The sequence below is a fragment of the Cytobacillus sp. FSL R5-0569 genome (assembly GCF_038007265.1).
Taxonomy (GTDB): domain Bacteria; phylum Bacillota; class Bacilli; order Bacillales; family Cytobacillaceae; genus Cytobacillus; species Cytobacillus kochii.
The window spans coordinates 2,943,340-2,961,214 of the sequence record NZ_JBBOWW010000001.1 but is presented as its reverse complement, the minus strand read 5'-3'; the positions used below and the strand labels follow the sequence as shown (position 1 = coordinate 2,961,214).

Genomic DNA, 17,875 nt, shown 5'->3' with positions numbered 1-17,875 from the left:
ATGGAATAATATTCTAATAAATAAATCGTAAAAAAACCTTTTTCTGCGAACGTTTATTCGCTAGAATAAAGTGATGAGGTGAAGAACGTGAAGGTGAAAAAGAATTTACAAGAACTGATTAAAGAGCTCAAGCAATCCGATAAATTTGGAGAACAAATAACGTATTGGCATACATTGGAAGAGAAGGAAGCGCAAGTAGCGGATATGCCGATTGGACTAGATCCTCATTTAATGAGCGCCTTAGAAAAAAGAGGAATATCCCGTCTGTATACTCATCAGCGCTCAAGTTACGATGCCGTTATGGCTCATCAGTCCATTGTTGCTGTTACACCAACAGCGTCGGGAAAGACCTTATGTTACAATTTGCCAGTATTGCAGACTATCATAAATAATCCACAAGCAAGGGCCTTATATTTATTTCCTACAAAAGCACTTGCTCAGGATCAGAAAATGGAAATCAATGAATTGATTGAAGAGTCATCTCTTTCCGTTAATAGCTATACATATGATGGTGACACGCCTTCAAATATTAGACAAAAAGTGAGAAGAGCTGGCCATATTGTTATGACTAATCCGGACATGCTTCATTCAGCAATTCTTCCACATCATACGAAATGGGTATCATTATTTGAAAATCTTCGTTTTATTATTATTGATGAATTACATATTTATCGCGGTGTATTTGGTTCTCATGTAGCCAATGTTCTACGGAGGTTATTAAGAATCTGTGAGTTTTATGGAAGTAAACCCGTTTTTATATGCACTTCTGCGACTATTGCCAATCCCCTTGAACTTGCAGAGGAGCTAACAGAAACAAATATGAAATTAATTGACAATAATGGTGCGCCGAGCGGCCGTAAACATTTTGTGTTTTATAATCCACCGCTTGTCAATAAGCCATTAAATATAAGGAGAAGTGCGACACTCGAGGTAAGAAGGCTAGCAAGTGAAATGCTAATGAACAAAGTACAAACGATTATTTTTGCTAAAAGCCGTGTGAGAGTGGAAGTATTACTTAAGTATTTACAAGAGCTAGTCAAGCATAAGATTGGACCGAAAGCAATCAGAGGTTATCGTGGCGGTTACCTTCCATCTGAGAGAAGATCGATTGAAAAGGGTTTGCGTCATGGAGAGATATATGGAGTTGTCAGTACAAACGCACTCGAACTTGGCGTCGATATTGGTCAGCTGCAAGTTTGTATTATGACTGGTTATCCAGGGACAATTTCTAGTTCTTGGCAGCAAGCTGGTAGAGCTGGGCGTAGACATAGTGAATCACTCGTTATTATGGTTGCTAGCTCAAACCCATTAGATCAATATATCATTGATCATCCTGATTATTTCTTTAAACGAAATCCAGAAACAGCAAGAATCAATCCAGATAACTTAATCATTCTCATTGATCATATTAAATGTGCTGCCTATGAATTGCCTTTTAAGAAAGGAGAGTCATTTGGTCGCTTTGAAACTGAAGAAGTATTAGAATATTTATCTGAAGAACAGGTACTGCACGAAAATCTAGACAAGTATTATTGGATGAATGATTCTTTTCCAGCTCATAATGTCAGTTTACGGTCCGCATCGCAAGAGAATGTTGTCATAATCGATCAATCAGATGTGGCGGATGTGAAGGTGATTGGTGAGATGGACCGTTTTTCTGCGATGACATTGTTACATGATGAAGCCATCTATCTCCACCAAGGTACTCAATTTCAAGTTGAGTATTTAGATTGGGAAGAGAAAAAAGCTTTTGTACGAGAAGTGGCAGTCGATTATTATACAGACGCCAACTTAGCTGTCGAATTAAAAGTATTAGAGGAAGATAAAACAAAGCGAATTGGAAACGAACAGATTGGCTATGGTGATGTGAGTGTAACGGCAATGGCAACGATATTCAAAAAAATTAAATTTGATACGCATGATAACATCGGCTCTGGACCCATTTCTTTACCAGAAGAAGAATTGCATACAAGTGCTACGTGGGTGACCTTTTTTGCAGAAGGATTGATGTTCGGAAAAGAACGACTGGAGCAAGGTTTAATTGGAGCCGCTCATGCCCTTAAAGCAATCGTGCCATTATTCGTTATGTGTGATCAGACGGACGTTCATGTCGTTCCGCAAGTAAAAGCTATTCATAATGAAAAACCAACATTATTTTTCTACGATAAATACCCTGGCGGTGTAGGATTAAGTGAGAAAGTCTACGATGAAATTGATCAACTAATAAGAGAAGCCATCTCAATGATTGAGAGATGTCCTTGTGAAACGGGTTGTCCTTCTTGTATTGGAACAGATCTTTCTTCTGAGACGGCTAAAGGTGATGTGTTAAAGTTATTTCAAACATGGCTATAAGGAGTAGGTGAGAAGTGTGTCATTAAAAAATAAATTGAATCGTTTACAATCACATATGTCTCATACTACCGAAAAAAAAGTAGAAGTAGAGCAGAAGTCCCCATCCGTTTTCCCTTTCCAAGACGTATGGCAACAACACCATGTTTCGCCTTATCATGATATAGAAGGTAGTACTTGTCTCATTAGAGAAATTCATTATCCCCTAGATTATTTACATGGAAATTACCGCTTTCAAGAATTATACAAGGTCATTGAAAAATGGAACGAAACTACCGAGTGTCACCCGTTAACAGCGAGAGGCCATCAAGCAGAGGATTTGTTCTTTTTTGATACTGAAACGACAGGGCTTGGAGGTGGAGTAGGCAATACGATTTTCTTATTAGGGTATGCGAGCGTGAGTCGAAAAGGCGTCACTTTAAAACAACATATATTACCTGACCCTGGAGGAGAAATCGCTTTATATAAAAGCTTCTTAGAATCAATTGATTATACAACCATGGTGACCTATAACGGTAAAGCGTTTGATTGGCCCCAGTTACAAACACGGCATACATTAATTCGAGAACATTTACCCAAACTACCGCCATTCGGTCATTTTGATTTATATCATGCTTCAAGAAGGTTATGGAAACATAAACTTGAGCGGACGAAGTTATCTATTGTTGAAAGAGAAGTATTAGGAGTAAAAAGAGAGGATGATATCCCAGGTTATCTTGCGCCGATGATTTACTTTGATTATTTAGATACTAAAAACCCTGAAGGCATGCTAGGTATAATTAAACATAATGAAATAGACATCCTCTCACTGATCACATTATATATCCACTTGTCTAACCAATTACTAGGGTTAGATAAAGAGCAAACCACAAGAGAAGCCTATGAGACAGCAAGGTGGTTTAGCTCTATTGGTGAAATCAAAAAAGCGCAAGAGGGGTATGAAGAATTAGCACAAATGAATGATGTGGCAGGTATAAAAGCGAAACATCAGCTGGCTTGGCAGTTAAAAAAGAAAAAGCAATGGGGGAAAGCAGCAGAGTTATGGCAGATGGTTTCCTCTGATGGTGATGACCAAGAAAAATTTAGCGCATGTGTTGAGTTGGCAAAAATATATGAACACAGGCTGCCTGATCTCATGAGAGCGATACAATATACAGATAAGGCGTTAAAGCAAATTGAAACGAAAGAGAAATATAAAAAGCATAAAGAGAGTCTGTATAAACGGCGTGAAAGACTCTTAAGGAAATTACAGAAAAGAATCCACCAGGATGAGTAATTGTCCCGGTGGAAAGCTTTGTTTATATACCTGAAGTATTCATTAAAATGACTCCCCAGCCATCAGGGTCTGCAAATGTGAAACCCTTCTCCTCCCAGTACGGGTTCTCTGGTAAAACAGAGTGGTATCCCAAGCTATGCAACCTATTTTTTATTTCTAGGATTTCTGATAATTGAGGAATATAAAAAACTAATAGGTCTTCTTTTGTAGGTGAAGGAACAGGCTGTCCAGATTCGTGTTGGATTATTTCTAAGTGATAACTAGCATTTGGTAAACCAATCATTATACCTTGATATCCACTATGACCTTGGAAAGACCCTATCTTTTGTAACCCTAAACCGCTGCAATAAAACCGTTCTATTTCTGTTAGTTGATTTGTCGGACGTGCGACTCTTACTTGAGCAACAGCTGCGCCGTTTGACCATATCTTTGTCATTGGAAAACCTCCATTTCTTTCTTCAATCCTATTATAGAAAGAGGAAAGGTTCTTTGCCGACAGATTGCTGTCTGAAATTTTATAAGACTTTAGACTTACTTCGTTTGCGGCATTCGGATTTGTATTTGTAAAAAAACACCACTAAAAAGGACAACTTTCTTAGTTGTTTTATAAGATATTTCCTTGTACAATATTCCGTGTATGAAATGAATGCTAATTGCGAGGATGATATTTAAATGTACAGAGCTATTTTATATATTTTCTTTTTTGTCGTTATTATTACAGCCGTGTTTATGACCACGATGAAGGATAGTTTTTATAGTTTACTATTTATATAATGAAATAATTTGGGTGCGATTATAGGTGAATTTCTCAGGGCAGATTTCCTAACTTCTCATAGAATGAAAAAAAGGTTTTTTTATCGATTGAGAGGAGAGATTTTTATGCACCAATTTCCACCTAAACCAAATGACTTGCAACCGATTGTTCATCCAACTAATCATCATGTTAACCATGTTTATGAGACCATCATTATTCCACATTTTCATCCCAGTCATACGACAACAGTGAAACATATTAATTATCAGCATGTACATTTCAATCATCCTTCTTCAGAAGTACCGGCTTTACATGGGCAAGTACCGTATCGCCCTTTGCCAGTTCATCCTTTCAACAAAAGGTTTAGAAGATATTGAACATGAATCACTAAAGGGCTCATAATATTGTATGGGTCCTTTTTTAATTATTCACTAATAGCGTGAGAAAAAGAATATACAACATGTATTTGAAGGGCATATTATGATTGAATTTCGGTTTGCTATCCGAACTTTCTCAATAATGAGCAAAGTGAGGAAAGAAAGCTGAGAAACTTGCTCGTAAATATACGATTAATGTAGGAATAAAAATAAAGCTGGTTTAAAAAGTTCACTTATTAGAAAAGATTGGTTCGACATATAAGGGAAGAGAAACTCTATCATTTCCAGGTATCATCACGTTAAAACTAAAGATATCTTGTCCTCTCTTTATAATCTTTCGATTTAAATAAGGGAATATGTTAAAATTAGGCTAATAAGTATTTGAAATAGACGCAAGGAGAAGTTAAAATTGGTAAAAGTAACCACTGTATCAGGTTATAAGCCTTTCGAATTAGGAATTTTTAAAAAAGATGAACAAGCAGTGACGTATATTAAAAGAGCCATAAAAAAACAATTGCTTTCATTACTTGATGAAGGATTAGAGTGGGTGCTCATTAGTGGACAGCTTGGAACGGAGCTATGGGCTGCAGAGGTCGTGTACGAGTTGCAGGAGGAAGGATTTGAACACTTACAGTTAGGTGTGATTACGCCTTTTTTAAATGTAGAGGGGAATTGGAAAGAAGATAATAAGGAATGGTATGAATCAATTGTAGCAAGTGCTGATTATGTTGATGCAGTTTCGCGTAAGCCTTATGAAAATCCTAATCAATTTAAAATGAAAAACATTTTTCATCTATCGAAGAGTGATTGTCTTATCCTTTTTTATGATACGGAAAAAGAAGGGTCTCCCAAATATTTATTTGAAGAGGCACTTAATTATCAAAATAAAAAAAATTACTCCATACATCAAATCTCGTTTTATGATATACAATTAATAGTAGAAGAAGATCAAATGACCCAAGATGGATTTTAACGCGTGAAACCGATAAATTAAATTGACAAAAGTGTTGTTATTTGAAAAAATAAAGAATACTATTGGCGATACTAGAGGTGAGTATAATGCTATCTGATAAAGTAAAATTAACGAGTAAGGATATATTAGAAAAAGAATTTAAAACCGCCATGAGAGGCTACAAACCTGAAGATGTAGATAAGTTTTTAGATTTAATTATTAAAGATTATGAAACCTTCCACACTGAAATTGAAGAATTACAACATGAAAACTTGAAATTAAGAAAAGAACTTGAGGAGTCTAATAATAAAAGACCTCAAGCAGCTTCTCAACCAGCTGGTACAACAAATTTTGATATCCTTAAAAGGTTATCAAATTTAGAGAAGCATGTATTTGGGAGTAAATTGTACGATTAATTAAACATTAGTGACTTTCAAAAAAGCCCTTGCTATTCATAAGAATATTACATATAATATTCGTTGTATCATTAATAACGTTCGGGTAATCGCTGCAATTTTTTAAATTGTAGAGGAAAGTCCATGCTCACACAGGCTGAGATGCCAGTAGTGTTCGTGCCTGGCGAAGACATAAGCTAGGGCAACTTTAACAGTTGACGGCAGGGAAAATACCTAAGTCTTTTTAAAGATAGGGTATGAATACCTATAAAAGTGCCACAGTGACGAAGTCTTCTCAGAAATGAGAAGAGTGGAACGAGGTAAACCCCGCGAGTGAGAAACCCAAATTATGGTAGGGGCACTTTCCTAAAGGAAATGAACTGATAGGAAGGACAGGCGTATTCGTCTGTAGATAGATGATTACCACTATGTACGAGGCAATACATTGCCGTTTGTAGTACGTAGAACAAAACATGGCTTACAGAACGGAATTAATGTAAAAAAAGAAATTATAGGCTCTCCTATTATAAGGAGAGCTTTTCTTTCAATTAAAGAATAGAAATCAGTTAATTAGGTGTACTTTAATAAACGAAATTATATGCTTAGACTTAATAAACTTTCTGTTAAGCGAGACCGAATAAGAGATAAAAGGATGAACGTTGTGTCTAAATTTCAATTGATTGCCACCTCTGCAATGGGGCTAGAGGCACTTGTAGCCAAGGAAGTTCGTGCGCTTGGCTATGAATGTCAAGTTGATAATGGAAAAATCACTTTTGAAGGTGATGCGCATGCGATTGCACGAAGCAATATGTGGTTAAGAACTGCTGATCGTATCAAAATCAAAGTGGGAGAATTTAAAGCAAAAACTTTTGATGAATTATTTGAGAAAACAAAGGCTTTACCATGGGAAGCATTTCTTCCGGAAAATGCAGAGTTTCCTGTTTCGGGTAAATCCGTTAAGTCCAAACTATTCAGTGTTCCTGATTGTCAAGGAATTGTAAAAAAAGCGATTGTCGAACGATTGAGGCATCATTATAAAACAAATGGTTGGTTAGATGAGAATGGCCCATTGTACAAGATTGAAGTGGCTCTTCTTAAGGATGTAGCAACAATAACAATCGATACGAGTGGAAGTGGATTGCATAAAAGAGGTTATCGAACTGGACAAGGTGAAGCGCCAATTAAGGAAACTTTAGCAGCTTCACTGATCATGCTTACTAATTGGCATCCAGACAAACCATTTGTCGATCCTTTTTGCGGGTCAGGAACGATCCCTATTGAAGCTGCTTTAATAGGTCAGAATATCGCTCCTGGTTTTAACAGAGAATTTGTTTCAGAAGGTTGGGGCATTATCCCTACTAAAGTTTGGGATGAGGTAAGAATGGAAGCGGAAGATCTTGCTAATTATGATCAACCACTAGACATTACTGGAACGGATATCGATCATCGAATGGTGAAAATTGCTGAAGAGAATGCTTTTGAAGCGGGACTTGGCGATCTTGTGCAATTTAAACAGATGCAAGTACGTGATTTTACAACAACAAAGGACTACGGTGTCATTGTAGGAAATCCGCCATATGGTGAGCGGTTAGGTGATAAACCAGCAGTCCAAAGAATGTATAAAGAAATGGGTGAAGCTTTGTCTTTACTTGATACATGGTCTATTTATATCCTTACTTCTGATGAAGAATTTGAACAAGTGTTTGGAAAACCTGCAACAAAGAAAAGAAAACTTTTTAATGGGTTTATTAAAACAGACTACTATCAATATTGGGGCAAGCGACCTCCACGCAATAATTAATGGACTCTCCATGAGATTTATGATTGTATTTCTCTTTTTAAAGCAGGTATATGATGCCATAAAAGTGAATAGAATACATATATCGAATGGTTCATGGAGGTCATGATAATGAAAGATACGCAAATTGATTTTCACAAAATAATGCAAGCAATTGATGGATCTATACAAGCGATATCAACAGATCAAATGAAAGATAGTGATGCACTAAAAAAATTGCAATCTGCCCAACAAGAAATTAGGCATGCATTATCGTATTCATTATCAAAAATAAATTAAAGAGATAGTAATCGCTTATCGAAACCTTGTATGATTGAGGGGTTTCGACTTTTTTTTGCTACAATAGGGTTCATAAAAGAAGAAAACGGGGGAACGTCATGCAACAGAGTCAGATGCCGTTTACGGTTGAAAAAACAGAATCATTCTACGAGAAACTTGGGGATTGGATTGGTGATGTATTCTATGATCTACTTCCAGAGAGTGGATTTGATATACGCGATGAACAAATTTATATGGCCTTCCAATTAGAAAATGCGATGAAAGATCGAAAGGTCGTATTTGCTGAAGCAGGAGTGGGAACAGGAAAAACCATAGTCTATTTATTATATGCCCTTTGTTACGCGCGGTACCGCCACCAGCCTGCGATTATTGCTTGTGCTGATGAAACGTTAATTGAACAGTTAGTAAAGCCAGAAGGAGATATTGCCAAGTTAGAGAAAGCTTTAAATTTAAATATCGATGTTCGTTTAGCTAAATCAAGAGAGCAATATTTATGTTTGAATAAGCTGGATAAACAGCTAGCATCGATTGATAGTGATGATATCTTTATGGATGTACACGAAAGCCTCCCATCTTTTGTTGAGGAAAATGTCTCGATGAAAAAGTTTACTCCTTATGGTGATCGCAAAAGCTATCCGGAGCTGACTGATGATCAATGGGAGCAGATTGGTTGGGACTCTTTGCAAGATTGTTTCACTTGTGAAAAACGTCACCGTTGTGGACAAACACTCCATCGCGATTATTATCGTCAATCAACAGACATCATCATTTGTTCACATGACTTTTATATGGAACATATTTGGACGAAAGAATCAAGGAAGCGAGAAGGGCAGTTACCGCTATTGCCAGAAGCTTCAAGTGTTGTCTTTGATGAAGGACATTTGTTAGAATATGCTGCTCAAAAAGCTTTAACTTATCGACTAACTGAACAAATTTTAGAGTCTTTATTAACGAGATTAATGGCGAACGATGTACGTGAAAAAACATTGCATACAATTGAAGATACAATTTACCAAAGTGAAATGTTCTTTCGCATACTATCACAAACGACTGAGAAAATTACAGGCTCTGAAAAACAAATGATTAAACGAGAGAAAGCTTTAATAGACGAGGCGAAAAAACTATTTGCCCATATTAGTCAGCTAGAAGAAGAACTCGTGTTTGAGAGTGAAATGTATGTCATTAATGAATACGAACTAAAGGTTGTTGAAGAGTATCTTGAGCAGATATCCTATTCTTTATCACTATTTATTAAAGACCAAAGTGGTATCGCCTGGTTTGAAGAAGAAAAAGAAGAAAGAACATTGATCATTATGCCGAGATTGGTAGAAGAAATTATGAGAGAGGAAGTATTCTCTCAGAACATTCCTTTTATCTTTTCATCAGCAACTTTATCTGAAGACCAATCGTTTAACTATATTGCGAAAAGCTTAGGTGTGGATGATTTTCTTTCCTTCACAGTAGAATCACCATTTGATTACGAAAATAATATGACTGCCTTGGCACCATTCTTTGAGACAGGCGACCATCAACAAAAAATGGATTATATGATTGCGCAATTAAATAAAGTGCAAGGTGGTAGTTTACTTCTTTTTTCAAAGAAAGAAGAGTTAGCATTGTTTAAAGACTATGCAGAAGGAAAACTTACCTACCCGATTTATTTTGAAGGTGAAGCAGAAATCAGTACGCTCGTTTCAAAATTCCAAAATGAAGAGCAGTCCATTCTTGCGTCGGTTCATTTATGGGAAGGGCTGGATATTCCTGGTGCATCGCTTGAAAATGTCTTTATCTATTCATTACCTTTTCCACCTAATGACCCAGTGTTCCAATCAAAAAGAGAACAAACAAGTAAGGCTTTTGAAGAGGTGGACATGCCTTATATGTTGTTGCGCATGAGACAAGGAATTGGCCGTCTTATTCGTACAAATGAGGATCATGGTACAGTGCATATATTACTAGAAGATGATCAACCTGGAGATGTGAAAGATAAAGTGTTTAAAATACTTCCTGTGGAAGTGAATATACGGTAAAAATGAAAAAGGAGAGACTTGTCTAGTCTCTCTTTTTTTGATTCTACTGGTTGATTTTTATTATATATGAATAGTTTTTTTCTTAAAATTAAGCGAAAAAACAAATGGTTAATTGAGAATGAAGCGCTGTTAGGCCAATATAGTGATATTAAACAACAAGTTTTATAGAAAGGAATATGCTAAAATAAACCTAGAAATAAGAAGGGGGAAAGACGAAGATGAATGCGACGATGTTAAGCATTGAAAAAGAGTTTTTAGCGTTTGTTAAAAAAATGATGGCTTATAAAGAGGCTGTTTCACTCATGTACTGGGATTTAAGAACCGGTGCGCCGAGAAAAGGTGCCGAGCAACGATCTGAAACGATCAGTATGTTATCTTCTGAATTATTTGCAATGTCAACGAGCGAGGAGATGGCAGCATACATAGGAAAACTAAGTAATAAAGAGGCAAAGGAGAGTCTTTCAGAACGGACAAATAGATTGGTAGAAGAATGTAAGAAAGAGTATGACTTAAACAAGAAAATACCTGCAGATGAATATAAAGAATATGTTACAATTCAAGCACATGCAGAAACGATTTGGGAAGAAGCGCGAGAAAAGTCTGATTTCGCAATGTTTTTACCCTATTTAGAAAAACTTGTGTATTATAATAAACGTTTTATCGGTTACTGGGGATATAAAGAACATAAATACGATACATTATTAGATCAATATGAACCAGGGATGACAGTAAAAACCTTAGATGAAGTGTTTGGTAAGTTACGTCAATCGATTGTTCCATTAGTGAAAGACATCGCTGACTCACTGAATAAACCAAGTACAGATTTCCTTTATGATACTTTCCCGAAGGCAAAACAAAAGGAATTCACACTGCAAATTCTTGATCAAATGGGTTATGATTTTGATGCAGGTCGTCTAGATGATACGGTACATCCATTCGCCACTGGTATTAATCCTGGAGATGTCCGTATTACAACGAGATATGACGAGAATGATTTTCGCATGGCTGTATTTGGTACGATTCATGAAGGTGGACACGCCATATATGAGCAAAATATTTCTAAGGAGTTGGTAGATACACTTCTTTGTGATGGCGCATCAATGGGAATCCATGAATCGCAATCACTGTTTTACGAAAATTTTGTTAGTCGTCATCAAGGGTTCTGGGAACATAATTTTGAACTGCTCAATCAATATGCCCCAGACCAATTTGACCGCATTACCTTAGATGAATTTTATCGTGCAATTAATGAATCTAAGCCATCTTTGATTCGTATTGAGGCGGATGAATTAACCTACCCACTTCATATTATGATTCGCTATGAATTAGAAAAGGCAATATTTAATGATGAAATAGAAGTGAAGGATTTACCACAGCTATGGAATGAAAAATATGAAGAATATTTAGGGGTTACCCCTAAAACTGATGCTGAGGGTGTGTTGCAGGACGTTCATTGGGCAGGCGGAAGCTTTGGATATTTCCCATCTTACGCGTTAGGCTATATGTACGCAGCACAATTAAAACAAAGTATGTTGAAGAGTATACCTGAGTTTGATCAATTGTTAGAAGAGGGCAATCTTACCCCTATTAGAGAGTGGTTAACTGAGAATGTCCATCGCTACGGGCGTATGAAAGAGCCATTAGAAATCATTCAATCGGCAACTGGAGAAGGCTTAAATGTACAATATCTTATTGATTATTTAACAGATAAGTATCGTGCAATTTATCAACTAAACTAGATATCGCTAGAAACGGGGAGTGGAAGATGAAACGTATTCTGCCCTTTATAATGATTGCGGTTGGAGCAAGTTTATGGGGAATTATTGGCTTATTTGTGAAGGGATTAGCTTCTGCTGGTTTCACTTCAATGGAAATCGTAGCGATTCGCGCTATTTTTGCTGTTTTATTTTTATTGCTGATAGGTGTTATCCATTATCGCCAAGAGATGAAGTTACACGCTGTAGGTGATGTACGGTACTTCCTGGGTACAGGCATTTGTAGCATCGTGTTATTCAATTTTTGTTATTTCACGACAATGAGTGAGATGAGTATTTCCATGGCAGTTATATTTCTTTATACAGCACCTGCATTTGTAACGATTCTATCATTTATGTTTTTAAAAGAGAAAATGACAATAAATAAAATTATCGCCGTTATTATGACAATGGCAGGTTGTATATTAATTGCAGGCTTAGCTTTAGGAGAGAGTCAAATAACCATTTTAGGTATAATTACTGGTTTAGGCTCAGGTATTGGTTATGCGCTTTATACAATATTTGGTAAATTTGCGCTCAACCGCTATTCTCCGTTTGCCGTAACATTTTTTACTTTTATTATCGCAGCTGTTGTGCTTATACCAATAACAAGTTTGTGGGAGAAAAGTACACTCTTCATGCAAACTGATGTAATGCTTTTAAGTGTTGGCCTAGGGCTTATACCAACAGTACTTGCTTATATTCTTTATACAAAAGGGTTAGAGAAAACAGACGGAAGTACAGCCGCAGTCATTTCCACAGTTGAACCTGTGGTTGCTACAATAATGGGTGTATTATTATTTAATGAAAGCCTTGTTTGGTTACAAGTAGTGGGGGCCCTGTTTATTGTCAGTTCAGTTGTTGTTGTGAACTTACCGCAAAAGAAAAGGAAGCGCTATACAAGCGATGAAATCACCCAATAATGACGATTATTAAGATATTTAAACATCTGAACCTATTTATTGAAGTAGGCTTAGATGTTTTTTTTGTTAGAAATGATATTGTGTGCAGAAATATCAAGAGTAAAGATGATTTTAAGAGAAGGGAACATAGACGGAGTAACGGAAAATGAGATTTTAGAAAATTACCAATAATATACGAATGATAATTGCATGAAATTCTCTATTGTTCGTTTTTTCTATCATTATCCTATTGAATTTTTGAAGTCACATGATATAATGATAGTAATTCAAATTAAATAACTTAATAGTTGTCATTCATATAATAGCGGAAATATGGTCCGCGAGTTTCTACCGAATAACCGTAAATTATTTGACTATGGGTGAGCAAGTGGAGGAGTAGTCTTTATCTGCTCTTGTTTCCACACCTTTAAAACCTAAAGGTCCTTGCTGCACTCAAGTTGAAAGTGAAGCGGATGACTTTTAGGTTTTTTGTATTATAGCCAAGGGGGATAATTATGGAGCTGCTTAAAGAAAAAATCAAACAAGAAGGAAAAGTACTTTCAGATACTGTTTTGAAGGTAGATTCTTTTCTTAATCACCAAATTGATCCTGAGCTTATGTTAGAAATAGGCAAAGAATTTGCAGCTCGGTTTAAAGAAGAAGGCGTGACGAAGATACTTACATTAGAATCTTCAGGAATTGCTCCAGCTGTCATGACTGGATTATATTTGAATGTACCTGTTGTCTTTGCTAGGAAGAGAAAATCCTTGACATTGGTTAATGATTTGTTAACTGCAGAGGTGTATTCATTTACAAAACAAGAAACCAATGAGATTTCAGTATCGCAAAAATTTATAAGTGAAAATGACCGTCTGTTAATTATTGATGACTTCTTAGCAAATGGGCAGGCAGCTCTAGGCTTAGCGGATATCGTGGACCAAGCGAAAGCATCTATCGCTGGTATGGGCATTGTCATTGAAAAGGGATTCCAAGATGGAGGAAAACAATTACGCGAAAAAGGTTATAAAGTTGAATCTTTAGCAATTGTTCAATCACTTGCGAATAGCAAGGTTACTTTTACACAAGTTGAAGAGATGGAGGAATCCTCAAAATGAATCAAAATCCGTTGAAATTAGCTTCCCTAGGAATACAACATGTGCTGGCCATGTACGCTGGAGCAGTTATTGTCCCATTGATTGTTGGTGGTGCCCTAGGTTTAACAGCAGAGCAATTAACCTATCTTGTATCAATTGATATTATGATGTGTGGGATTGCGACATTATTGCAAGTTTGGAAGAATAAATTTTTTGGTATCGGTTTGCCTGTTGTCCTAGGTTGTACATTTACAGCAGTAGGGCCGATGATTACAATCGGCGGAAACTATGGTATTACATCCATTTATGGTGCCATTCTTGTTTCTGGATTGTTTGTAATATTGGTTGCTACTTTCTTTGGTAAATTGGTTAGATTTTTCCCTCCTGTTGTAACAGGATCAGTTGTGACAATTATCGGATTAACTTTAGTTCCTGTAGCTATGAATAATATGGCTGGCGGGGAAGGTAGCCCAGATTTTGGTTCAACGGAAAATGTTATCTTAGCTTTTACAACGCTTCTTGTTATCTTAGTTTTGTATAAGTTTACAAAAGGCTTTGTACGTGCTATTTCGATTTTAATTGGTATTATTGTCGGAACGATTATTGCTTCTATCATGGGGAAAGTGAATTTTTCAGCGGTTGGCGAGGCGTCATTCTTCCATATGCCACAGCCATTTTATTTCGGAATGCCTACATTTGATTTGATTCCGATTCTTACAATGATTCTCGTGGCAATGGTCAGCCTTGTCGAATCTACGGGTGTATATTTCGCATTAGGTGATATTACAAATAAAAAATTAAAAGATAAAGACTTAGCAAACGGTTATCGTGCAGAAGGATTAGCGATCGTCTTTGGTGGTATTTTTAACGCATTTCCATACACAACTTTTTCGCAAAATGTAGGTTTAATTCAATTATCAGGTGTAAAGACCAAAAATGTTATTTATGTTGCTGGTGCATTTTTAGTCATTTTAGGGTTAGTACCTAAAATCGGTGCCTTAACAACAGTTATCCCATCTTCTGTGCTGGGTGGAGCCATGCTTGCTATGTTTGGTATGGTTATAGCATCAGGAATTAAAATGTTAAGCAAAGTAGACTTTAACTCACAAGAAAACCTACTCATTATCGCTTGTTCTGTTGGGCTAGGTGTAGGGGTTACATTTGTTCCAACGATCTTTGCGAATCTACCAGAAAATATCCGTATAATTACTGAAAGCGGAATTGTGGTTGGGAGTTTAACGGCAATTATTTTAAATATCGTTTTTAATATGCTTGGCAAAAAGAGTGGAGTAAATGAAGAGGAAGTTGAGCAAGCGAAAGCTTCTTAATAGGTAATGGAAAGCAGCTGATATTCAAGTCAGCTGCTTTTCTTTTCTTCAAAAAAAGGCGGTTCAAATCCGATTAATTAAAAGTCGATTTGATTATTCGTCTTTGATATAAAAATGGATGATAGCAGAGGAAAAAAGGATTGCTCGTTCATCGAGAGAGAAATCGTCAAAAGGGATTTGCTCGTACATCTAAAGGAAATGCAAGATATTCGAGCAAAACTCGTTTTATTAGATATGTACTACGAACTGCTGATACATAAGAAAGTATAAACGACATGCCTTTGCCTTTTGTTTCATCTATAATCGGCAAGAATCTTTTCTGTTTAGTTATTAATATATTTTTCGAACACTGAACCGAAGTCTTTTTCATGTAGTTGATTTTTACTTGAGTCAAGCCAATTAAATGAAAATTCCGTGAGTGCTTGGAATTGTTTTGCTAGATCTTGTTCACCGATTCTCGAATTATGTAGAACTTGCACAGCTTTATCAAGGCTATCATTGGCCATTTTTAACATAATTTTGTTTTCATACACTTTTTCAGCAATATATAATAAGGCCTTATATAAATCTTTCAATTCATCTACTTGTTTTTTATCAACATCAATACTGAACGGGATACTACCAAGATTAAATTTAATCTCTACATCTAAATCAATCTTACCAGCTGTTTCTAACTTTACGTCACTGACGTCAAATTGGAAGTAAGGATAACGCTTCATGACTCTTTTTGAAGAGATTGCGTTTTGTCCATCAATATGAATTAAACCTAAGTTAGTAAAGCAATATTCATCACTTTTCGTCATGATAAGAAAATAGATTTTTTCATTATCTTCATGACGTACAAAATCATCTGATTGTGTTTTATCAAAATCCTCCGGTTTTATAATTTTTCCGATATCTGATAAGCCTAATGCATCTGAAGCAATTTTTTTAAACATTCAAATACGCCCCTCTGTAATATAATTAGTCGATTGTTTCCAACTATCATTATAAGGGATATTACATTAGATTTGCATCACAGATTTGTAAAATTTAAAATAAGTATGAAGTCAATTAAGAAGAAAGAATGAAAGAAACTAATTAATGCTTAATAACGATTTACTTAACCAACTTAATTAAAAATTCGAGTTCGTTCCACTTGCACCAATCGGGCCCTGAAACTGATAATCTCCCCAATAATTAAGTTTATATCAACCCTACTATAAATTCTTTGATCTCTTTATCTATATCAATTGTAAGTAGGGTGAAATGTGACAGTTAAATATATCCCCAGTAAAAAGCGACTACTCAAAATGAATAGTCGCTGTTTAATTACTGAGATTCTACTTCTTTTTGCTTCCAGTAATATTCACTAAAAATATCGGCAAAGGCATCTGTACTATTATCAAGTTCTTCACGGTTATTGTCGACACCGCCGACTTCTAGAAGGATGGCGCGATCAGATAAGTCTTGGTTGTAGACACCATTGCCTACTGAGTAATCTTTCTTTAAGACTCCTCTACTTAGACCAGGGTATTTTTCCTCTACAGCTTTATTAAGATCTTCTGCCAGTTTTAAATTCTTTTCGTAATTCTTACTCTCTGCACCGACAACAAAGAAGAGTCGAGCATAACTTTTACCATTAATGTCAATAGTAGTGACATCTTTTCTCTGTGAATCTCGATGAATATCAATAATGTAAGTTAAGTTTTTATTACTAGCCAATGCCTCAGAAACGAAATCTCTTGCCCTTGTATAAGCATCATTATGCTGTAATCCTTGACTATGCAATGCTTCTGTCATATTTGTTCTGTTATGTTCAACGCCGATACCCTCAGCATGTAAATCCTTTTGTAGTTTAGAACCAACTGAGATCACATTATACTTTTCATCATTACTTACAGCGTCGTCTGCTGTTTGTGCTTCTTTTATAAATGGAAGGTAAGATTCATAGCTATGTGAATGATAAATATACACATTTTTTTCTTTAGGTGAAGTTGTTCCTTCCTGCTCGTCATCGTTATTATCATCATCGTTTCCGATAGTCTCTTTGTCTTTTATTAATTTATCCATTGGTACGTTTGTTGACTCAATTGGTAAAGTTGTATAATCTGTTCCTTTTCCAGCGATGTGAATTTTGCCATCGAAAAAGGAGAATAAAGGAAGTTCTCTACCAAGGAATGTTCGTGGATCCTCAGGTGTAATACTTGTTGCAAACTTAAAAGCAAGGTCAGAGATAGCCACTTCTTCAATCGCATCCTCACTAATAAAACTTTGGTTAGCACTTTTTAATAAGTGTAGATAAATGGAATGCGATTGAGGTCCATTGATGACAGAACTAGCAATATCAGAAGACATCTTTATTGTGACGAGTGCGACGGTACTTGCTAAAAAAATGCAAGCAATAGTAATGGAGAGAGCAGTAGTGTTAATAAATAGAAATAACTGATAGCCTTGTGATTTTTGCATATCATCCATCCTTTCTATTAAAATGCTTATGAAGAAAAAGAGAGAGATATGCTAAATTTAAGACTATCAATTTTGCCTTTTATAAAAAAATAACTAATTGTGGATATAAAAATAGTAGAGATAATGGAAGGTTACAAAA

15 protein-coding genes, 1 other RNA gene and 1 riboswitch are annotated in these 17,875 nt (G+C 35.9%); of the genes, 13 read left to right on the top strand and 3 right to left on the bottom strand.

Annotation, left to right across the window (positions count from 1 at the left end):
- Positions 1-87 precede the first annotated feature (87 nt).
- A complete protein-coding gene (locus MKX78_RS14980; protein ID WP_307313087.1) occupies positions 88-2,352 on the top strand; it encodes a DEAD/DEAH box helicase in 2,265 nt (754 codons plus the stop codon).
- A gap of 16 nt (positions 2,353-2,368) precedes the next feature.
- Positions 2,369-3,625, top strand: a complete 1,257-nt coding sequence (locus tag MKX78_RS14975) for a ribonuclease H-like domain-containing protein (RefSeq protein WP_307313089.1) — start codon at positions 2,369-2,371, stop codon at positions 3,623-3,625.
- Positions 3,626-3,647: 22 nt separating this feature from the next.
- Here MKX78_RS14975 and MKX78_RS14970 read toward each other — a convergent pair whose 3' ends face one another.
- Entirely contained in the window at positions 3,648-4,061 is a 414-nt protein-coding gene (locus MKX78_RS14970; RefSeq protein WP_095372806.1) for a VOC family protein, read from the bottom strand.
- A 443-nt stretch (positions 4,062-4,504) separates the two neighbouring features.
- Between MKX78_RS14970 and MKX78_RS14965 the strand changes: the two genes are divergently transcribed.
- The 11 genes from MKX78_RS14965 (at position 4,505) to MKX78_RS14915 (ending at position 15,288) form a co-directional block, all read left to right on the top strand.
- Complete coding sequence (locus MKX78_RS14965) at positions 4,505-4,756, top strand: CotD family spore coat protein (protein ID WP_307313093.1); 252 nt, start codon at positions 4,505-4,507, stop codon at positions 4,754-4,756.
- A 409-nt stretch (positions 4,757-5,165) separates the two neighbouring features.
- Positions 5,166-5,729: a DUF1273 domain-containing protein gene (locus MKX78_RS14960; protein ID WP_340975371.1), complete on the top strand. Its 564-nt coding sequence runs from the start codon at positions 5,166-5,168 to the stop codon at positions 5,727-5,729.
- 86 nt (positions 5,730-5,815) lie between these two features.
- A complete protein-coding gene (gene gpsB, locus MKX78_RS14955) occupies positions 5,816-6,124 on the top strand; it encodes a cell division regulator GpsB (RefSeq protein WP_095372809.1) in 309 nt (102 codons plus the stop codon).
- 77 nt (positions 6,125-6,201) lie between these two features.
- Positions 6,202-6,589: RNase P RNA component class B (gene rnpB / locus MKX78_RS14950), an RNA gene on the top strand.
- Positions 6,590-6,755: 166 nt separating this feature from the next.
- Positions 6,756-7,904 carry a THUMP domain-containing class I SAM-dependent RNA methyltransferase gene (locus MKX78_RS14945; RefSeq protein ID WP_285840841.1) on the top strand — a complete coding sequence of 383 codons (1,149 nt, stop codon included), beginning with the start codon at positions 6,756-6,758 and terminating at the stop codon, positions 7,902-7,904.
- A 108-nt stretch (positions 7,905-8,012) separates the two neighbouring features.
- Positions 8,013-8,180, top strand: coding sequence for a hypothetical protein (locus MKX78_RS14940; RefSeq protein ID WP_157733946.1), 168 nt, complete (start codon positions 8,013-8,015; stop codon positions 8,178-8,180).
- Between the two features lie 98 nt (positions 8,181-8,278).
- Entirely contained in the window at positions 8,279-10,210 is a 1,932-nt protein-coding gene (locus tag MKX78_RS14935; RefSeq protein ID WP_307313104.1) for an ATP-dependent DNA helicase, read from the top strand.
- A gap of 218 nt (positions 10,211-10,428) precedes the next feature.
- On the top strand, positions 10,429-11,949 hold the full coding sequence (locus MKX78_RS14930; RefSeq protein ID WP_095372811.1) for a carboxypeptidase M32: 1,521 nt from the start codon (positions 10,429-10,431) through the stop codon (positions 11,947-11,949).
- Between the two features lie 26 nt (positions 11,950-11,975).
- Positions 11,976-12,887 carry a DMT family transporter gene (locus MKX78_RS14925; RefSeq protein ID WP_307313107.1) on the top strand — a complete coding sequence of 304 codons (912 nt, stop codon included), beginning with the start codon at positions 11,976-11,978 and terminating at the stop codon, positions 12,885-12,887.
- Positions 12,888-13,161: 274 nt separating this feature from the next.
- Positions 13,162-13,263: riboswitch (purine riboswitch) on the top strand.
- Between the two features lie 118 nt (positions 13,264-13,381).
- Positions 13,382-13,981 carry a xanthine phosphoribosyltransferase gene (locus tag MKX78_RS14920; protein WP_095372813.1) on the top strand — a complete coding sequence of 200 codons (600 nt, stop codon included), beginning with the start codon at positions 13,382-13,384 and terminating at the stop codon, positions 13,979-13,981.
- Positions 13,978-15,288, top strand: a complete 1,311-nt coding sequence (locus tag MKX78_RS14915; RefSeq protein WP_307313109.1) for a nucleobase:cation symporter-2 family protein — start codon at positions 13,978-13,980, stop codon at positions 15,286-15,288. The genes MKX78_RS14920 and MKX78_RS14915 overlap by 4 nt, the downstream gene beginning before the upstream one ends.
- Before the next feature lie 323 nt (positions 15,289-15,611).
- Here MKX78_RS14915 and MKX78_RS14910 read toward each other — a convergent pair whose 3' ends face one another.
- Complete coding sequence (locus tag MKX78_RS14910) at positions 15,612-16,226, bottom strand: PH domain-containing protein (RefSeq protein ID WP_095372815.1); 615 nt, start codon at positions 16,224-16,226, stop codon at positions 15,612-15,614.
- Between the two features lie 373 nt (positions 16,227-16,599).
- Positions 16,600-17,736 (bottom strand): stage II sporulation protein P, encoded by a 1,137-nt coding sequence (spoIIP, locus tag MKX78_RS14905; protein ID WP_157733948.1) that lies wholly within the window; start codon positions 17,734-17,736, stop codon positions 16,600-16,602.
- Positions 17,737-17,875 lie beyond the last annotated feature (139 nt).